The sequence below is a fragment of the Hafnia psychrotolerans genome (assembly GCF_014639435.1).
GTDB lineage: Bacteria > Pseudomonadota > Gammaproteobacteria > Enterobacterales > Enterobacteriaceae > Ewingella > Ewingella psychrotolerans.
The window spans coordinates 28,502-44,457 of sequence record NZ_BMFZ01000005.1 but is presented as its reverse complement, the minus strand read 5'-3'; the positions used below and the strand labels follow the sequence as shown (position 1 = coordinate 44,457).

Genomic DNA, 15,956 nt, shown 5'->3' with positions numbered 1-15,956 from the left:
CGTCATTTCAGATCAATTATTACCACCACGTATAGTCATGTGAATTCTATTCGCTATTAAATAAGGCCGTTGTGGACTATCTACCCATTTTTGCCGACCTCAGACAGCGCCCGGTGCTGGTCGTAGGAGGCGGTGAAGTTGCAGCACGCAAAATTGATCTCCTCCTGCGTGCAGGCGCAGCAGTGCGTATTGTCGCGCAATCACTTTCTCCGGAACTCGAACATCGCCGTCAGGCATCACAGGTGAGCTGGTTGGCGGAACGTTTTGTGCCACAACAGCTTGATGATGTTTTCCTGGTGATTGCCGCAACGGATGATGCACGGCTTAATGCAGAAGTCTTCGAGCAGGCCAACCAGCGTCAACGACTGGCTAACGTGGTGGACGATCAACCCAAGTGTTCGTTTATTTTCCCGTCGATTGTCGATCGTTCACCGATTGTGGTGGCGATCTCCTCCAGCGGTACCGCACCGGTGCTGGCACGCCTGTTACGTGAAAAATTGGAAACTTTACTGCCCGCCAGTCTTGGGAAAATGGCTGAAATTGCCGGAGGCTGGCGTGAAAGGGTCAAACAGCGTTTTAGCTCGATGAGAGCCCGACGTCGTTTTTGGGAACAAGCTTTCGACGGCAGCTTCGCCTCGCTGATGGCTGCGGGAAAGATTCCACAGGCGGAGCAGGCGTTGCAGTACCAGTTAGATAATCCGGAAGCCATCGCGCAAAACGGAGAAGTGACGTTGGTCGGCGCAGGGCCGGGTGATGCAGGATTACTCACCTTACGCGGTTTGCAGGTTATGCAGCAGGCAGATGTGGTGCTGTATGACTATCTGGTCAGCGAAGAAGTTTTAGATCTGGTGCGCCGTGATGCAGACAAAATTTGTGTCGGCAAACGGGCAAGCAGCCATTCAGTGGCACAGGACGATATTAATCGTCTGCTGGTTAAGCTGGCGCTGCAGGGCAAAAAGGTGGTGCGTCTCAAAGGCGGTGACCCGTTTATTTTTGGGCGTGGGGGCGAGGAATTACAGGCGGTAAAAGCTGCGGGCATTCCTTTCCAGGTTGTTCCAGGCGTCACCGCAGCCGCGGGAGCTACGGCTTACGCGGGTATTCCACTGACCCACCGTGATTACGCGCAGAGCGTAGTCTTCGTGACCGGCCACTGTCGTCCTGAAGACAATGGCGTTCAGTGGGAAACGCTCGCGAAGGGCAAACAGACATTGGCTATTTACATGGGCACGCTGAAGGCTGCGGAAATCAGCCAGCAACTGATTGCTCATGGTCGTGCGGCTTCCACACCGGTCGCGGTCATCGGACGAGGAACCCGCACAGACCAACAGGTGCTTACGGGAACTCTGGATAATCTTGAACACTTAGCTCAACAGGCGCCGACACCGGCTCTACTGGTCATCGGTGAGGTGGTAGCACTTCACTCTCAACTTGCCTGGTTTGGGCATCATCTGCAGGCTGACGGCGTTCAGCGCCCGACAGTCGTGAATTTGGCTTAAGGATCTATTATGGACGAAAAACGACTCACACATTTGCGGCAACTGGAGGCGGAGAGTATCCATATCATCCGTGAAGTCGCAGCTGAATTCGCCAATCCGGTGATGATGTACTCTATTGGAAAAGACTCGTCGGTAATGTTACACCTCGCGCGTAAAGCCTTTTTCCCCGGTAAGCTGCCTTTCCCTTTGCTGCATGTGGACACCGGCTGGAAATTCCGTGAAATGTACGCGTTTCGAGATCGCACGGCCAAGAACTACGGTTTTGAACTGCTGGTGCATAAGAATCCGGAAGGTGTCGCAATGGGCATCAATCCGTTTGTTCATGGCAGCGCCAAACATACTGACATCATGAAAACGGAAGGCCTAAAGCAGGCGCTGAATAAATACGGTTTCGATGCCGCCTTTGGTGGTGCGCGACGCGATGAAGAGAAGTCACGCGCGAAAGAGCGTATTTACTCGTTTCGTGACCGCTTTCATCGCTGGGATCCGAAAAATCAGCGCCCGGAGCTGTGGCATAACTACAACGGCCAGATTAACAAAGGCGAAAGTATCCGCGTCTTCCCGCTATCCAACTGGACTGAGCTGGATATCTGGCAGTACATCTATCTGGAAAATATCGAGATTGTTCCACTCTATCTGGCTGCACCGCGTCCAGTACTGGAGCGTGACGGTATGTTGCTGATGGTGGATGACGACCGCATTGACTTGCAAGCGGGCGAAAGGGTGGAACAAAAAATGGTGCGTTTCCGTACTCTTGGTTGCTGGCCATTAACCGGCGCCGTTGAGTCTGAAGCGCAAACGCTTCCTGAGATTATCGAAGAGATGCTGGTATCTACCACCAGTGAGCGGCAAGGGCGGGCAATCGACCGTGACCAGGCGGGTTCGATGGAACTGAAAAAACGCCAGGGCTATTTCTGAGGAGCGACCAAAATGAACAATGCTATTGCACAACAAATTGAAGAACAAGGTGGTGTAGAAGCCTACCTGCTCTCCCAACAACATAAAAGCTTGCTGCGCTTCCTGACCTGCGGCAGCGTCGATGACGGAAAAAGTACTCTGATTGGCCGCTTGCTACATGACACTCGTCAGATTTACGAAGACCAGCTCTCATCCTTACATAATGACAGCAAGCGTCATGGTACTCAGGGCGAAAAGCTTGATCTGGCACTGCTGGTCGATGGTTTACAAGCTGAGCGGGAACAGGGCATCACTATTGACGTGGCGTACCGTTATTTCTCCACCGAGAAGCGTAAATTCATTATTGCTGATACGCCGGGACATGAGCAGTACACACGGAATATGGCCACCGGAGCCTCAACGTGCGATCTGGCGATTTTGCTGATTGATGCACGTAAAGGTGTGCTGGATCAAACGCGTCGCCATAGCTTTATTGCCACGCTGTTAGGGATCCGCCATCTGGTGGTGGCCGTCAATAAAATGGATCTGGTTGACTACAGCGAAACGGTTTTCGAACAGCTCAAGGCAGATTATCTCGATTTTGCCCAGCAACTTCCGACCGATCTGGATATCAAATTTGTTCCGCTGTCCGCCCTCGAAGGTGACAACGTGGCAAGCCCAAGCGATAAAATGGACTGGTATACTGGGCCTACGCTGCTTGATGTTCTGGAAACAGTAAATGTCATCAATATCCGTGAACAACAGCCGATGCGGTTCCCTGTGCAGTATGTTAACCGTCCGAACCTCGATTTCCGTGGTTATGCCGGTACACTGGCATCTGGTTCTATTCGCGTCGGGCAGAAAATCAAAGTACTGCCTTCTGGCGTTGAATCGACCATTGCGCGCATTGTGACGTTCGATGGTGACCTTCAGCAAGCCTGGGCAGGTGAAGCGATTACGCTGGTGTTGGCGGATGAGCGCGATATAAGTCGTGGTGATTTGTTGGTTGACGCAGATGAAACCGTGAAAGCTGTGCAGAATGCTAAAGTGGACATCGTGTGGATGGCCGAAAAACCGCTGAGTGTCGGGCAAAGTTATGGTATTAAAATTGGTGGCAAAAAGGCCCGTGCTCGCGTAGAAAATATAGAATATCAGGTGGAAATTAACTCGCTGACCCAGCGAACGGTTGAGCATTTACCGCTTAATGGCATCGGTTTAGTTGAACTGACCTTCGATGAGCCTCTGGTATTAGATAATTACCAAAACAATGCCGTAACCGGCGGAATGATCTTTATCGATCAGATGACCAATGTCACGGTTGGTGCCGGGCTGGTGTGTGAAGTGCTCGAACAGGAATCTCAGGAGTCCCACAAATTCAGTGCTTTTGAACTGGAACTGAATAATCTTATTCGCCGTCACTTCCCGCATTGGGGTGCCCGCGACCTGTTAGGTGGAAAATAGGATGGCTTTACAGGAAGCGAACGCAGACAACGAGAATATCGTCTGGCATCCGCATGCGGTAACCCGTGAGGATCGCGAGCAGCAGCATGGCCATAAAGGAACCGTGCTGTGGTTTACCGGGCTGTCAGGTTCAGGGAAGTCTACCGTTGCCGGGGCGCTTGAGCAGGCGCTTCATGCGCTCGGCGTCACCACATACCTTCTTGATGGCGATAATGTCCGCCACGGTTTGTGTCGGGATTTGGGCTTTAGCGATGACGACCGGCGCGAGAATATCCGCCGTGTCGGGGAAGTCGCTAAACTGATGGTGGATGCCGGACTGGTGGTGTTGACGGCGTTTATCTCACCGCATCGTGCCGAACGTGAAATGGTGCGTGATCTACTGGATGATGGGCAGTTTATTGAAGTCTTTGTTGATACTCCGCTCGCTATCTGCGAATTGCGCGATCCCAAAGGTCTGTATAAAAAAGCACGCGCCGGTGAGCTGAAAAATTTCACCGGGATCGATTCTGAATACCAGCCGCCGCAAGCTCCGGATGTTCATCTTGATGGCGAACAATTGGTAACACATTTGGTGCCGCAATTGTTAGATGTACTGCGTCATCACGCTATTATCAATCCCTGAATGTTACCGGCCAAACGTCCCAGAACGTGCCGGTTTACACTGTTACAACGGGGATCGCTCTATGCAGGCATTACTTCACAAAATAGTCAGTCGGATCCGGATAGACAGCCCCGTGGCGTTGTCTTACGATCCGACCACTGACGCCGACGATCCCTCGTACTCATTTTTTGGTGGAAGTGTCGGCTTTGTTTTTTATTGGCTGGCATTTACTATTCCATTCCTAATCTATGGCTCTAACACTCTGTTTTTCCTTCTATATACATGGCCTTTCTTCCTCGCTTTGATGCCGATAGCCGTGTTAATCGGTATCGCCTTCAGCATGCTGTTCAGTGGTAAATGGTGGCAAACGCTACTCACCACCGGTGTTGTGGTCATTGGGATGTTCTGGGCTCTGTTTTCTTTCCTATCTGGCTGGTAACTTCTGAACAATTTGTCGGCAATTTCTTATCGCTATGTAAACCATTGTGTCATTCTCACCGCTAATTACTCCCTTAACTCTGAATCTCACCGCCAATATCCCTGTCAGTGTGGAGTCCGGTTGAAAGTTGTGGGATGATTGAGCGGCTTTTTTAGGGGGCGGGGATGGGCAAATTAACGCTGCTGTTATTGGTTTTGCTTGGCTGGTTACAGTATTCACTGTGGCTGGGTAAGAATGGTATCCACGATTATGTTCGTGTGAATGACGACGTTGAGGTACAGCAGGCCAACAACGGCAAACTCAAGTCACGGAATGATCAACTCTTTGCTGAAATCGATGACTTAACCGGCGGTCAGGAAGCTATCGAAGAACGCGCGCGCAATGAACTGGGCATGATTAAGCCCGGTGAGACTTTTTATCGCCTGGTGCCTGACCAGTCAAAGCGTAATGCAGGTATCGGTGCTTCACAAAACAACCTAAAACAATAGCTATGAGTCACTTCGCAGGTTCCCTTCCAGAGGTTATTGCTGTTGTGCCCGCTGCCGGTATCGGCAGTCGTATGCAGGCAGAATGTCCTAAGCAATATCTCTCTATTGGCGGTATGACACTGATCGAACATTCGATTCGTGCGCTTCTTCAGAGTCCGCAGATTTCAAAAGTTGTGGTGTCGCTGAGTCCACATGATGTGCAATTTGCACAGTTATCCATTGCTTCAGATCCCCGTATTCAAATAGTGATCGGGGGTCGCCAGCGTGCGGACTCGGTGATGGCTGGTCTCGAACAGGCTGGCTCTCATGGCTGGGTGTTGGTGCATGACGCTGCTCGCCCCTGTCTGCACATTGACGATCTCAATCGTCTGCTGGCAATTTCTACATTCAGCGACGTCGGCGGCATTCTTGCTACACCGGTGCGCGATACCATGAAGCGCGGTGAACCGGGCAAGAGGGATATTGCCCATACGGTCGATCGTGAAGAGTTATGGCATGCGCTGACACCACAGTTTTTCCCTCTCGAATTACTCAAAACGTGTCTGCGTCGTTCGCTGGATGAAGGGGCGACGGTGACAGATGAAGCCTCCGCGATGGAATATTGCGGGTTTCATCCCATGCTGATAGCTGGACGTTCAGACAATATTAAAATTACCAGGCCGGAAGACCTGGCTCTGGCAGAATTCTATTTAACCCAGCTATATCTAAAGGAGAACGTATAATGCGTATCGGTCACGGTTTTGACGTGCATAAATTCGGCGGCGAAGGCCCATTGGTGATCGGCGGCGTGCGTATTCCTTACCCGCAGGGTTTGCTGGCCCATTCTGACGGTGATGTTGCCCTGCATGCGGCGACTGATGCTCTACTGGGTGCTGCTGCAATGGGGGATATCGGTAAGCTGTTCCCAGATACCGATCCTGCTTTTAAAGGCGCAGACAGCCGCGAACTGCTGCGAGAAGCTTACCGCCGGATCCGTGCCAAAGGTTATACATTGGGCAATATCGATATCACCATTATTGCTCAGGCGCCGAAAATGGCCCCACATATCCCACAGATGCGGGTATTTATTGCTGAAGACTTGCAATGTCATATGGACGAGGTGAACGTCAAAGCCACGACAACTGAACAGTTGGGCTTTACCGGTCGCGGCGAAGGTATTGCTTGCGAAGCCGTTGTCTTGTTGATTCAGGACTGAACCGGTGGAAATGAATCCAATGGATATGTCTCGCCTGACCTGGTTGTATGGTGAGCCGCTTTCAACCGGCAAACTGAAAGCCAACCCAGAAGATTTCATCGTCGAGGAAGATCTCGGCTTTGAACCTGACGGTGAAGGTGAACATCTGTTGGTGCGTATTCGTAAAAATGGCTGCAACACACAGTTTGTGGCCGAACAGCTGGCGCGTTTTGCGGGTATTCACCCACGTTTGGTCAGCTATGCTGGATTAAAAGATCGCCATGCGGTAACCGAACAGTGGTTCTGTCTGCATCTGCCTGGCAAAGAGGATCCGGATCTCAGCCAGTTTGCCCTGGAAGGGTGTGAGGTGGTGCGCGCTGCACGTCATCGCAAGAAAATGCGTATTGGCACCTTGAAAGGTAATGCTTTCACTCTGGTGTTACGTCAATTGAGTCATCTCGGTGATATCGAAACACGCTTGCAAAATATCCTTTTGCAAGGTGTGCCGAATTATTTTGGTGAACAGCGTTTTGGTCGCGGTGGCAATAATCTGGTGCAAGCTCGAAAGTGGGCCAATAACGAGATCCGTGTTAAAGAGCGGCCAAAACGCAGTTTTTACCTCTCTGCGAGTCGCAGTGCGATGTTTAATATTATTGCCAGCCGTCGGCTTGCCGATAATACACATCGTCAGGTAATGCTGGGTGATGCATTGCAACTTAGCGGACGGGGAAGCTGGTTCGTGGCGACAGAGGAGGAATTTGACAGCCTTCAGCCGCGTGTCGATAGTAATGAATTATTGATCACTGCGCCTTTACCGGGAGATGGCCCGCTGGGTACCCGTGAGGTGGCCGAGGTTTTCGAGCAGGGTTGTCTGACAGATTGCAACGAGCTGTTGTCGCTGATTAAACGTGAGCGGGTTGAACCGGCCAGACGTGCAATCATGCTTCAGCCTTTGCACATGAGCTGGAAAAGCTGGGACGAGGCCACACTGGAGCTGAAGTTCTGGCTTCCTGCCGGCAGTTTTGCGACCAGTGTGGTACGGGAACTGATGCGCCAGGAAAATAGTGATGCGGATATTACTGAGTAACGACGACGGTGTGCTGGCGCCGGGGATACAAACGCTGGCTGCTGCATTACGTGAGTTTGCTGATGTGAAGCTGGTGGCACCGGACCGCAATCGCAGTGGTGCCTCCAACGCTCTGACACTGGATGCTCCTTTACGTATTCAGTCTTACCCTAATGGCGACACTGCGGTGATTAACGGGACGCCTACCGACTGCGTTTATCTTGGTGTTAACTCGCTGATGCGACCGCGCCCGGATATCGTCGTGTCGGGTATCAATGCCGGCCCGAACCTTGGTGATGACGTGATTTATTCCGGCACGGTAGCCGCAGCAATGGAAGGCCGTCATCTTGGGTATCCCGCGCTGGCGGTCTCCCTTGATGGGTATCAGCACTATGATACCGCTGCCGCCATCACTTGCCGGATTTTACGTGCGCTGGCCATCGAGCCGATGCGCACCGGTAAGATCCTCAATGTCAATGTCCCGGATCTGCCTCTCTCTGAAATTAAAGGTATTCGCGTTACCCGCTGTGGCAGTCGTTATCCTGCGGAACAGGTATTTAGCCAGCAAGATCCAAAAGGTCAAAGCTTGTACTGGATCGGCCCGCCAGGTGATAAGTTCGATATCGCGCCTGACACGGATTTTGCCGCTGTCGCGCAAGGGTTTGTTTCCGTCACGCCACTTCAGGTCGATTTAACTGCTTATGCAGCTCAGGACGTGGTGAATGCGTGGTTAGTTAAATCTGGGGTCAACAGGCATGGTGAGTAAAGCGATGTATAACTTACTGGAGCAACTGCGGCAGCAGGGGATTCAGGACGAAAATCTACTGCACGCCATTGAAACTGTTCCCCGTGAGCGTTTTGTTGATGAAGCCTTTCAGCACAAGGCTTATGAGAACACTGCTTTGCCGATCGGTTCTGGCCAGACAATTTCGCAACCTTATACCGTGGCCAGGATGACTGAACTGTTGCATCTGACTCCTGCCTCGCGCGTGCTGGAAATCGGCACCGGTTCGGGTTACCAAACCGCGATTCTGGCGCATTTGGTCGAACATGTTTGTTCCGTTGAACGTATTAAAGGTCTGCAATGGCAGGCGAAGCGCCGCCTGAAGCAGCTGGATTTGCACAATGTTTCGACCCGTCATGGTGACGGCTGGGAAGGGTGGCCGTCACGGGGGCCATTTGATGCGATTATCGTCACTGCCGCGCCGCCGGAAATTCCTCAAGGTTTGCTTCAGCAACTGGACGAAGGTGGGGTAATGATTTTACCTGTGGGGGAGCAAAATCAGATACTCAAGCGCATCACGCGACGGGGGAGCGAGTTTGTTATTGAGAATATCGAAGCGGTACGATTTGTTCCTCTGGTAAAAGGCGAGTTGGCCTGAATTCGACCTGTAATCTGTGTCTGTCAGGACTAAACCCTTAAAATTTAAATACAAATGTTGTATGGTGCTGTACTGGTGATGTTGATAGCATTCCCTACAGTTTTTTACTGTCGCCATCTGGCGGGCATGTGCTTAGCCCGGATGTGTTTACCCGCTTATACTGTGCCAATTGGCATGTAGACCGCATATGGCGGCGTATAAGCGGTGAATAGATAGATTCTGAGATCGCCGTAACGGGGGAAATATGAGCACAGGAAGCCCAATGAAAACCTTAAGCCGCATTGCGGTGTGTACATTCATCAGCGCCTGGATGGTGGGATGTACTAATAAAGCTTCGACTTCGGCCCCAATTAGTAGCGTAAACGGCGGTGGGGGTCAGAATACTCTGAATTCTGCGTCCGCGAATGGCCCTGAAGGCCGCATCGTTTATAACCGTAGTTATAACACGATTCCAAAAGGCAGTTATAGCGGAAGTACTTATCAGGTCAAGCGTGGAGACACACTGTTTTATATCGCCTGGATCACTGGCAATGACTTCAGAGACCTTGCAGCACGTAACAATATCGCTGCTCCCTATAGCTTGAATGTCGGCCAGACAGTGCAGATAAATAACGTCTCATCCAACGCGAGCACGGGTGGAATGTTAGCCAGCACGGATGCCACAAATGGCGGTGTTCCGAAAGCGCCTTCCGCCGGAATGATGCAAGGAACGGTGGTTGCATCTCAACCAACTACCACGTATTCTGATTCCTCGGGTAAACAGAGTGTAGGTAAAATGTTGCCTTCATCAGGTGTGGCTACTACCACAGCACCTGTTGCCGTAGCCAGTACTCCTGTCACCAGCACGACGAATAATGGCGGTCCGGTTTCCTCTTGGAAATGGCCGACTGACGGGAAAATTATCGATAATTTCTCAGCTTCCGAAGGGGGAAATAAAGGGATCGATATTGCTGGCTCGCGCGGGCAATCTGTCGTAGCTACTGCCTCTGGGCGCGTAGTTTACGCAGGTAATGCTCTTCGCGGTTACGGTAATCTCATCATCATTAAACACAATGATGATTACCTGTCCGCCTATGCTCATAACGATTCAATGCTGGTCCGGGAACAACAAGAAGTGCAGGCGGGACAGAAAATAGCCACGATGGGTAGCACCGGAACCAGTTCAGTTAGATTGCATTTTGAAATTCGTTACAAGGGGAAATCCGTAAACCCGCTGCGCTATCTGCCGCAGCGATAACTCGGGCAGAGTTTTGATTCTGCCCTCGGGACCACGGGTAGGAGCAGCATATGAAACAGAATACGCTGAAAGTTAACGAGTTACATGATGATGTAGATTTCGACGAGAACAGCGCGGAAGCCTTTGACGATAAAAACACAGTCGAAGAGACGGCTGATAACGACACGATTGATGCTGATGCAGAAGAAGAGTTGTTGTCACAGGCTGTAAGCCAAAGAGTGCTGGACGCAACTCAACTGTACCTTGGTGAGATCGGTTACTCTCCTCTGCTGACCGCAGAAGAAGAGGTCTATTTTGCACGCCGTGCGCTGCGAGGGGATGTTCCATCTCGCCGTCGTATGATCGAAAGTAACCTGCGTTTGGTCGTTAAAATAGCCCGCCGCTACAGTAATCGCGGACTGGCACTGCTGGATTTGATCGAGGAAGGTAACCTTGGCCTTATCCGTGCAGTTGAAAAATTTGACCCGGAACGCGGTTTCCGCTTTTCAACTTATGCCACTTGGTGGATTCGTCAGACGATCGAACGGGCAATTATGAACCAAACCCGTACTATCCGATTACCGATTCACATCGTTAAAGAGTTGAACGTTTACCTGCGTACTGCGCGTGAACTTGCACACAAACTTGACCATGAACCGAGCGCTGAGGAAATTGCTGAGCAGCTCGATAAGTCGGTACATGACGTCAGCCGTATGTTACGCCTGAATGAGCGTATTACTTCAGTCGATACTCCGTTAGGTGGTGACTCTGAAAAAGCGCTATTAGACATTCTGGCGGACGAGAAAGAAAACGGTCCGGAAGACACCACCCAAGACAACGATATGAAACAGAGTATCGTGAAGTGGTTATTCGAGTTAAATGCAAAACAGCGTGAAGTTCTGGCGCGCCGCTTCGGTCTGTTAGGGTATGAAGCAGCAACGCTGGAAGATGTTGGCCGTGAAATCGGCCTTACGCGTGAACGTGTTCGCCAGATTCAGGTTGAAGGTTTGCGCCGCCTGCGCGAGATTTTGCAGGCACAGGGCTTGAGTATTGAAGCTCTGTTTCGCGAGTAATTTGCTCGTTTAGCCACCGTGACACACTGACAGGCTATCGTTAACTATACTGTCTTTAGCAAACAAAACGCCGGGGTATTTGATACCCCGGCGTTTTTTATTTCGCGAAAATTTTCACACCATATCTTTCAGGCGATAGATCCACTCCAGCGCCTGGCGTGGCGATAGTGAGTCAGCATCCAACGCTTCAAGCGCTTCCACTGCGGGCGAAATCTCTTCTGTGAGTAAAGCCAACTGGGTGCCATCCACTTTACTGGCTGCTGTACTGCTGGAGAGATTTTCCAGTTCTTTCAGTTTCTGGCGCGCCCGTTTGATCACATCACGAGGCACACCGGCTAGTGCTGCAACGGCCAGACCGTAGCTCTTACTGGCAGCACCTTCCTGAACACTATGCATAAAAGCGATGGTATCGCCGTGTTCGATGGCGTCGAGGTGGACGTTAACCGCACCTTCCATTTTTTCCGGCAAGGTGGTCAGTTCAAAATAGTGGGTGGCAAACAATGTCATGGCTTTAATGCGGTTGGTCAGGTTTTCAGCACACGCCCAAGCCAGCGACAGGCCATCATAAGTGGAGGTGCCACGCCCGATTTCATCCATCAGGACCAGGCTGTTTTCCGTAGCGTTGTGCAGGATATTTGCCGTTTCGGTCATTTCAACCATAAAAGTCGAACGCCCTGATGCCAGATCATCTGCTGCACCCACGCGGGTAAATATACGATCCACTGGGCCAATCACTGCCTGGTCAGCAGGCACATAGCAACCAATATGCGCCATCAACACAATCAGCGCAGCCTGGCGCATATAAGTACTTTTACCGCCCATATTGGGACCCGTTATGATCAACATACGGCGCTGTGGCGACATGGACAGCGGGTTGGAGATAAAGGGTTCGCTGAGAACCTGCTCCACCACCGGATGGCGACCACCGATAATGCTAATTCCGGATTTATCGCTGAGTGTCGGGCAGGTGTAGTTAAGTGTGTAAGCCCGTTCTGCCAGGTTACTTAACACGTCAAGCTCAGCTAGCGCATTGGCACTTTGTTGCAGTGCATTCAGATGCGGCATGAGTAGATCGAACAGCTCTTCGTATAGTGCTTTTTCCAGCGAAAGCGCCTTGCCTTTCGATGTCAGTACTTTGTCTTCATATTCCTTAAGTTCAGGAATAATGTAGCGTTCAGCATTCTTCAATGTTTGGCGACGGACGTAATGAATAGGAACTAAGTGGCTCTGCCCGCGGCTGACTTGGATGAAGTAACCATGAACGCCGTTAAAACCCACTTTAAGCGTATCCAGACCGAGTTTTTCGCGTTCGCGGATCTCCAGTTGGTCGAGATAATCGGTCGCACCGTCTGCCAGAGCACGCCATTCGTCCAGTTCGGCATTATAGCCTGGCGCAATCACACCACCGTCACGGACCAGTACAGGCGGCATCTCAACTACGGCATGTTCCAGCAGGGAAACCAGCTCATTAAACTCACCACAGTTTTTGATCAGCGCTTGAATATGTGCTGTTTGCAAAGGCTGCAACAATGCACGAATTTCCGGCAGTTGCTGCAAGGCGTGGCGCATACGGGCCAAGTCACGTGGTCGCGCACTGCGCAACGCCAGACGCGCCAGGATGCGTTCAAGATCGCCTACCTGGCGTAAAACCGGCTGCAATTCCGCGCTGAGATCCTGCAACGATCCCAGAGCCATCTGACGATGATTCAATACTTTTACATCGCGCGTTGGCATGTGGATCCAGCGCTTGAGCATGCGGCTGCCCATCGGTGTTACTGCGTGATCGAGTATCGCTGCCAGTGTATTTTCAATGCCACCTGACAGGTTCTGCGTTAGTTCCAGATTACGACGTGTAGCGGCATCCATAATAATACCGTCCTGCAGACGCTCCATGGTCACACCACGGATGTGCGGCAGGGCGGTGCGCTGGGTATCTTTTACATATTGCAGCAGACAACCCGCAGCGCGCAGTGCCTGAGGTGACTGTTCAACACCAAAACCACTCAGATCGCGGGTACCAAATTGTAGGTTAAGCTGTTGTTTGGCCGTCTCAAGTTCAAACTCCCATATTGGCCTGCGGCGCAGACCACGACGTGAAGATATCAGTGGCATAGCTTCAAACGTTTCAGGATAAAGCAGCTCTGCCGGGTTGGTACGCTGTATTTCAGCGGCCATGGTTTCCAGATCTTCAGGCTGTGCCACGCGAAAACGACCGGAGCTGATGTCCAGTGTTGCATAGCCAAAACCTCGCCCGTCCTGCCAGATCGCCGCCAGTAAGTTGTCATGGCGCTCATTGAGTAAGGCTTCATCGCTGACCGTTCCCGGCGTGACAATACGTACTACTTTACGTTCAACGGGACCTTTACTGAGCGCCGGGTCACCAATTTGCTCGCAAATTGCTACTGACTCACCCAGTTGTACCAACTTGGCTAAATAACCTTCGACGGCGTGATAGGGTACGCCCGCCATTGGAATAGGTTCACCGGCTGAGGCGCCGCGTTTAGTCAGGGAAATATCCAGTAACTGTGAAGCACGCTTTGCATCGTCATAGAACAGCTCGTAGAAATCTCCCATGCGGTAAAACATCAAGATTTCAGGGTTCTCGGCCTTCAGGCGAAGATACTGTTGCATCATCGGGGTGTGGGAATCTAAATTTTGCTTGTCAGTCATAGACTTAATCTTATTAATGGATTGAATTTAAAGTGAATTGTGATTTTTATAGTTCTCATTCGGTATCACAATGTCTAACTGGCGTTTACCGGCTCAGGCGTACGAGTACAGAATTTTATCCCGCTATACTAGCCCAGTGACCAATAAGCTGTCACAGGTAAAAATTGGAAGTTTCCCGCAAATCTCGCTTGCAATGGCCCGTATGAAGTTGCAAAAGCTCAAATTAAAATGACAACTTCACTAACCCGGCACTGTTAGCTAAATCCAGCCTACGTCAGACCAATATCAAACTGACCTGTGAACGTGGCACTCGAATACTGAGTGAGAAGGCGTTGGCGACGTTTTTACGAGGGTTACCGGGTTCTGCTTATAGCCACAACGAGCAAAAACGTGTTGCGGCTGACACTATGGACGGGGTGTCGAACAGGTGAGGTCTGCAACATGGCCCGCTGGGGGACCTGTTATCTACATTCGATTTATTCCGTGAAAATATTGGTCACGTATTTAAAGTACAATAGGAAGCAGTGAGCACGTAACCACTTATAATCAAGCGTTTTTAAAGGCGAGCAAAGGAGGCTTTATGCAGCAGTTGGACACAATTCTAAAGCAATATGGAATAGATTCAGACCACTCGATATCATTGATTATTATTTTTTTCACCGCGCTAATTGTTCACTTTATTCTGCATCGCATCGTTCTGCGCGTATTTGAACGACGTGCCCAGGCAAGCAGCCATCTGTGGCTACAGATTATTACCGGAAATAAGTTGTTTCACCGACTCGCGTTTACTCTGCAAGGGATGATCGTCAATATTCAGGCTGTACTGTGGTTGCAAAAGGGCAGCGATGCCGCGCTTATTCTTACCACTTGTGCTCAACTTTGGGTCATGCTTTACGCGCTGATGTCCTTATTCTCACTACTGGATGTTATCTCTGGTCTGTCGCACCGTTTTGCTTTCGCCTCGCAGTTCCCACTTAAGGGGATTTTCCAAGGGGTTAAGTTGGTGAGTGCGATTGTGATTGGCATCATGATGATATCACTGCTGATCGGCAAATCTCCGGCGATACTGATTAGCGGGCTGGGCGCGATGGCAGCAGTGCTGATGTTGGTGTTTAAAGACCCTATCCTTGGACTGGTGGCAGGAATTCAACTTTCTGCCAACAGTATGTTGAAACTGGGCGACTGGCTGGAAATGCCTAAATATGGCGCTGACGGTGAGGTGGTTGATATTGGGCTGACGACGGTAAAAGTGCGCAACTGGGATAACACCATCACCACCATTCCAACCTATTCGCTGGTGTCGGATGCGTTTAAAAACTGGAGCGGCATGTCAGCCTCTGGCGGGCGGCGTATTAAGCGCTGCATCAATATAGATACTACCAGTATCCGTTTTCTCTCCCAGGATGAGCAGGACAAGCTTATGCAGGTCCGCTTGCTTAAACCTTATATGGTGGCCCGTCAGGAGGAGATCGATAGTTGGAATGGTCAGGTTGCTGCCACGGCTTCAGTGCTCAATCAGCGCAGCATGACCAACGTCGGGATATTCCGGGCATACCTGACCGAGTATCTGCGTCAGCATTTGTTGATTCGTCAAGATATGACGCTGATGGTGCGGCAACTTTCCTCTGGTGCAGAAGGCTTACCCGTTGAGATCTATGCGTTTACCAATACGGTTGCCTGGCTCGAGTATGAAAGTATCCAGGCTGATATTTTTGACCATATATTTGCGGTAATAGGTGAGTTCGGCTTACGCATTCATCAGGCACCGACTGGCAGTGACATGCGCGCTATCGGGAGCTTAGGGTGAATTGATCTTGAAAATGCATAGGATGACCGTTGGTGGTTAATGTGATTTTATAACGCTATGTTATAAAAGGTAATTATCTTGAATCACTGTTAGTTGCGGCATCGAAAAGAGTGTAACTAACAGAGCTGGATTACAATTCACCTCTAGATTCCGGTTTGTCCACGCAGGGCAATGCTTTAACATAGC

At 50.8% G+C, this 15,956-nt stretch carries 15 protein-coding genes and 1 pseudogene; 15 read left to right on the top strand and 1 reads right to left on the bottom strand.

Annotated features, from left to right (window positions below; translation table 11 throughout):
* The first annotated feature begins 71 nt into the window (after positions 1 to 71).
* From cysG to rpoS, 13 genes are all read left to right on the top strand, one after another.
* On the top strand, positions 72 to 1,496 hold the full coding sequence (gene cysG / locus IEV89_RS10675) for a siroheme synthase CysG (protein ID WP_188473381.1): 1,425 nt from the start codon (positions 72 to 74) through the stop codon (positions 1,494 to 1,496).
* Positions 1,497 to 1,505: 9 nt separating this feature from the next.
* Positions 1,506 to 2,414, top strand: coding sequence for a sulfate adenylyltransferase subunit CysD (gene cysD, locus IEV89_RS10670; protein ID WP_188473379.1), 909 nt, complete (start codon positions 1,506 to 1,508; stop codon positions 2,412 to 2,414).
* A 12-nt stretch (positions 2,415 to 2,426) separates the two neighbouring features.
* On the top strand, positions 2,427 to 3,854 hold the full coding sequence (gene cysN, locus IEV89_RS10665; RefSeq protein ID WP_188473377.1) for a sulfate adenylyltransferase subunit CysN: 1,428 nt from the start codon (positions 2,427 to 2,429) through the stop codon (positions 3,852 to 3,854).
* Between the two features lies 1 nt (position 3,855).
* Positions 3,856 to 4,476 (top strand): adenylyl-sulfate kinase, encoded by a 621-nt coding sequence (cysC, locus tag IEV89_RS10660; protein ID WP_188473375.1) that lies wholly within the window; start codon positions 3,856 to 3,858, stop codon positions 4,474 to 4,476.
* Positions 4,477 to 4,537: 61 nt separating this feature from the next.
* Complete coding sequence (locus tag IEV89_RS10655) at positions 4,538 to 4,894, top strand: DUF3561 family protein (RefSeq protein ID WP_188473373.1); 357 nt, start codon at positions 4,538 to 4,540, stop codon at positions 4,892 to 4,894.
* Between the two features lie 164 nt (positions 4,895 to 5,058).
* Complete coding sequence (ftsB, locus tag IEV89_RS10650; RefSeq protein WP_188473371.1) at positions 5,059 to 5,382, top strand: cell division protein FtsB; 324 nt, start codon at positions 5,059 to 5,061, stop codon at positions 5,380 to 5,382.
* A gap of 2 nt (positions 5,383 to 5,384) precedes the next feature.
* Entirely contained in the window at positions 5,385 to 6,104 is a 720-nt protein-coding gene (gene ispD / locus IEV89_RS10645) for a 2-C-methyl-D-erythritol 4-phosphate cytidylyltransferase (protein ID WP_188473369.1), read from the top strand.
* Complete coding sequence (ispF, locus tag IEV89_RS10640) at positions 6,104 to 6,577, top strand: 2-C-methyl-D-erythritol 2,4-cyclodiphosphate synthase (protein WP_188473366.1); 474 nt, start codon at positions 6,104 to 6,106, stop codon at positions 6,575 to 6,577. The genes ispD and ispF overlap by 1 nt, the downstream gene beginning before the upstream one ends.
* A gap of 19 nt (positions 6,578 to 6,596) precedes the next feature.
* Positions 6,597 to 7,643: a tRNA pseudouridine(13) synthase TruD gene (gene truD / locus IEV89_RS10635; RefSeq protein WP_188473716.1), complete on the top strand. Its 1,047-nt coding sequence runs from the start codon at positions 6,597 to 6,599 to the stop codon at positions 7,641 to 7,643.
* Positions 7,624 to 8,388, top strand: a complete 765-nt coding sequence (gene surE, locus IEV89_RS10630; protein ID WP_188473364.1) for a 5'/3'-nucleotidase SurE — start codon at positions 7,624 to 7,626, stop codon at positions 8,386 to 8,388. The genes truD and surE overlap by 20 nt, the downstream gene beginning before the upstream one ends.
* Positions 8,378 to 9,004: a protein-L-isoaspartate(D-aspartate) O-methyltransferase gene (locus IEV89_RS10625; RefSeq protein WP_188473362.1), complete on the top strand. Its 627-nt coding sequence runs from the start codon at positions 8,378 to 8,380 to the stop codon at positions 9,002 to 9,004. Before surE ends, IEV89_RS10625 begins: the two co-directional genes overlap by 11 nt.
* 244 nt (positions 9,005 to 9,248) lie before the next feature.
* Positions 9,249 to 10,241: a murein hydrolase activator NlpD gene (gene nlpD, locus IEV89_RS10620; protein ID WP_188473360.1), complete on the top strand. Its 993-nt coding sequence runs from the start codon at positions 9,249 to 9,251 to the stop codon at positions 10,239 to 10,241.
* 50 nt (positions 10,242 to 10,291) lie between these two features.
* The gene (rpoS, locus tag IEV89_RS10615; RefSeq protein WP_188473358.1) at positions 10,292 to 11,293 is read left to right on the top strand and encodes an RNA polymerase sigma factor RpoS; all 1,002 of its coding nucleotides are present in this window, start codon (positions 10,292 to 10,294) and stop codon (positions 11,291 to 11,293) included.
* Positions 11,294 to 11,407: 114 nt separating this feature from the next.
* Here the strand turns inward: rpoS and mutS are convergent, their stop codons facing one another.
* On the bottom strand, positions 11,408 to 13,963 hold the full coding sequence (gene mutS / locus IEV89_RS10610; RefSeq protein ID WP_188473356.1) for a DNA mismatch repair protein MutS: 2,556 nt from the start codon (positions 13,961 to 13,963) through the stop codon (positions 11,408 to 11,410).
* A 227-nt stretch (positions 13,964 to 14,190) separates the two neighbouring features.
* On the opposite strand from mutS, the pseudogene IEV89_RS22025 reads away from it, so the two are divergent.
* Together IEV89_RS22025 and IEV89_RS10605 are read left to right on the top strand one after the other, a co-directional pair.
* Positions 14,191 to 14,410: pseudogene (locus IEV89_RS22025) on the top strand (tyrosine-type recombinase/integrase); the annotation flags it as partial.
* Between the two features lie 133 nt (positions 14,411 to 14,543).
* On the top strand, positions 14,544 to 15,770 hold the full coding sequence (locus IEV89_RS10605) for a mechanosensitive ion channel family protein (RefSeq protein ID WP_188473354.1): 1,227 nt from the start codon (positions 14,544 to 14,546) through the stop codon (positions 15,768 to 15,770).
* Positions 15,771 to 15,956: the final 186 nt, after the last annotated feature.